1 protein-coding gene is annotated in these 3,622 nt (G+C 61.0%); it reads left to right on the top strand.

Features of this window, described 5'->3' with window-relative positions; all coding sequences use genetic code 11:
• Positions 1-3,622, top strand: a 3,622-nt coding sequence (locus GH722_20615; protein ID MRG74165.1) for a hypothetical protein, incomplete at both ends; no start/stop codon positions are given.

Raw genomic sequence — 3,622 nt, 5'->3', positions numbered from 1 at the left:
GGACAGCCTCGATCATGGTGCGGCCGATGGTGAGAACAGCCTCGGTCTCGAGTTCACGCTGACGGGCACGCCGTCCGATGATACGGCAACGGATTACGATCTCGATCCGTCGACGCTGGCGGATACCTCGATCTCCCAGACCTTCTCGGTGAACGTCACGGACGATGTTCCGGAAGCGGCTGACGTGGTGACGCCGACGGCGGCTGATACGGTGACGCTGGATGAAGATGATCTTGCCGACGGTACGGACGACACGAAGGAGAGCCTCTCAGCCTCTGGCGATCTCGGCCTCGACGGTGACCTGATCACCATTGATTACGGTGCGGACGGTGCAGCCGATGGCTCACCGACGGCCCTGCAGTATGACGATCTGGACTGGGCGCTTGAAGGCCCGGCGGGTCTGACCAGCCAGGGTGACGCGGTCACCTACAGCTGGGATGCGGCAACCAATACGCTGCAGGCAACAGCCGACGGCCGTGATGTGTTCACGGTGGAACTGAATGAAGACGGCAGCTACACCTTCACGCTGCAGGACAGCCTTGATCACGGGGCAGCCGATGGTGAGAACAGCCTGGGCCTTGAGTTCACGCTGACGGGCACGCCGTCCGATGATGTGGCGACGGATTATGATCTGGATCCGTCGACGCTGGCGGATACCTCCATCTCCCAGACCTTCAGTGTCAATGTGACCGATGATGTTCCGGAAGCGGCTGAAGTGGCAACGCCGACCGTGGCTGATACGGTTACGCTGGATGAAGACGATCTGGCCGACGGCACGGACGACACGAAGGAGAGCCTCAGTGCAACAGGCGACCTCGGTCTCGACGGTGACCTGATCACGATCGATTACGGTGCGGATGGTGCGGCGGATGGCTCACCGACGGCGCTGCAGTATGACGATCTGGACTGGGCGCTTGAAGGTCCGGCAGGTCTGACCAGCCAGGGTGACGCGGTCACCTACAGCTGGGATGCGGCAACCAATACGCTGCAGGCGACAGCCGATGGCCGTGATGTGTTCACGGTGGAACTGAATGAAGACGGCAGCTACACCTTCACGCTGCAGGACAGCCTTGATCATGGCGCAGCCGATGGTGAGAACAGCCTGGGCCTCGAGTTCACGCTGACGGGCACACCGTCCGATGATGTGGCGACGGATTATGATCTGGATCCGTCCACACTGGCGGATACCTCCATCTCCCAGACCTTCAGTGTCAATGTGACGGATGATGTGCCGGAAGCGGCTGAAGTGGCGACACCGACGGTGGCCGATACGGTTACGCTGGACGAAGACGATCTGGCTGACGGTACGGACGACACGAAGGAGAGCCTCAGTGCAACGGGTGACCTCGGTCTCGATGGTGACCTGATCACCATCGATTACGGTGCGGATGGTGCAGCCGATGGCTCACCGACGGCACTGCAGTATGACGATCTGGACTGGGCGCTTGAAGGTCCGGCAGGTCTGACCAGCCAGGGTGAAGCGGTCACCTACAGCTGGGATGCGGCAACCAACACGCTGCAGGCGACAGCCGATGGCCGTGATGTATTCACGGTGGAACTGAATGAAGACGGCAGCTACACCTTCACGCTGCAGGACAGCCTTGATCATGGGGCGGCAGACGGTGAGAACAGCCTGGGCCTTGAGTTCACGCTGACGGGCACACCGTCCGATGATGTGGCAACGGATTACGATCTGGATCCGTCGACGCTGGCGGATACCTCCATCACGCAGACCTTCAGTGTCAATGTGACGGATGATGTTCCGGAAGCGGCAGAAGTGGCGACGCCGACAGTGGCCGATACGGTGACGCTGGACGAAGACGATCTGGCTGACGGCACGGACGACACGAAGGAGAGCCTCAGTGCAACGGGCGACCTCGGTCTGGACGGTGATCTGATCACCATCGATTACGGTGCGGATGGTGCAGCCGACGGCTCACCGACGGCGCTGCAGTATGACGATCTGGACTGGGCGCTTGAAGGCCCGGCAGGTCTGACCAGCCAGGGTGAAGCGGTCACCTACAGCTGGGATGCGGCAACCAACACGCTGCAGGCGACAGCCGATGGCCGTGATGTGTTCACGGTGGAACTGAACGAAGACGGCAGCTACACCTTCACGCTGCAGGACAGCCTTGATCATGGCGCAGCAGACGGCGAGAACAGCCTGGGTCTTGAGTTCACGCTGACGGGCACGCCGTCCGATGATGTGGCGACGGATTATGATCTGGATCCGTCGACACTGGCGGATACCTCGATCACGCAGACCTTCAGTGTCAATGTGACGGATGATGTACCGGAAGCGGCTGAAGTTGCGACACCGACGGTCGCTGATACGGTCACGCTGGACGAAGACGATCTGGCCGACGGTACGGACGATACGAAGGAGAGCCTCAGTGCTACAGGCGATCTGGGCCTCGACGGTGATCTGATTACGATTGATTACGGTGCGGATGGTGCAGCCGATGGCTCACCGACGGCGCTGCAGTATGACGATCTGGACTGGGCGCTTGAAGGCCCGGCAGGTCTGACCAGCCAGGGTGAAGCGGTTACCTACAGCTGGGATGCGGCAACCAACACGCTGCAGGCGACTGCAGATGGCCGTGATGTGTTCACGGTGGAACTGAACGAAGACGGCAGCTACACCTTCACGCTGCAGGACAGCCTCGATCATGGTGCAGCCGATGGTGAGAACAGCCTGGGCCTTGAGTTCACGCTGACGGGCACACCGTCCGATGATGTGGCAACGGATTATGATCTGGATCCGTCCACACTGGCGGATACCTCGATCAGCCAGACCTTCTCGGTCAACGTCACCGATGATGTACCGGAAGCGGCTGAAGTGGCGACACCGACGGTGGCCGATACGGTCACGCTGGACGAAGATGATCTGGCTGACGGCACGGACGACACGAAGGAATCCCTCTCAGCCTCTGGCGACCTCGGTCTCGACGGTGACCTGATCACCATCGATTACGGTGCGGATGGTGCGGCGGATGGCTCACCAACGGCGCTGGGTTACGACGATCTGGACTGGGCGCTTGAAGGCCCGGCAGGTCTGACCAGCCAGGGTGAAGCGGTCACCTACAGCTGGGATGCGGCAACCAACACGCTGCAGGCGACAGCCGACGGCCGTGATGTGTTCACGGTGGAACTGAATGAAGACGGCAGCTACACCTTCACGCTGCAGGACAGCCTTGATCACGGGGCAGCCGATGGTGAGAACAGCCTGGGCCTCGAGTTCACGCTGACGGGCACACCGTCTGATGATGTGGCGACGGATTATGATCTGGATCCGTCGACACTGGCGGACACGTCCATCACGCAGACCTTCTCGGTCAATGTGACGGACGATGTTCCGGAAGCGGCAGAAGTGGCGACGCCGACGGCGGCCGATACGGTCACGCTGGATGAAGACGATCTGGCTGACGGTACGGACGACACGAAGGAGAGCCTCAGTGCAACGGGTGACCTCGGTCTCGACGGTGACCTGATCACGATCGATTACGGTGCGGATGGTGCAGCCGACGGCTCACCGACGGCGCTGCAGTATGACGATCTGGACTGGGCGCTTGAAGGTCCGGCAGGTCTGACCAGCCAGGGTGAAGCGGTTACCTACAGCTGG

The sequence above is a fragment of the Alphaproteobacteria bacterium HT1-32 genome (assembly GCA_009649675.1).
Classification (GTDB): domain Bacteria; phylum Pseudomonadota; class Alphaproteobacteria; order Rhodospirillales; family HT1-32; genus HT1-32.
The sequence above is the reverse complement of the archived record's forward strand: the minus strand, read 5'-3'. Positions and strand labels throughout refer to the sequence as shown.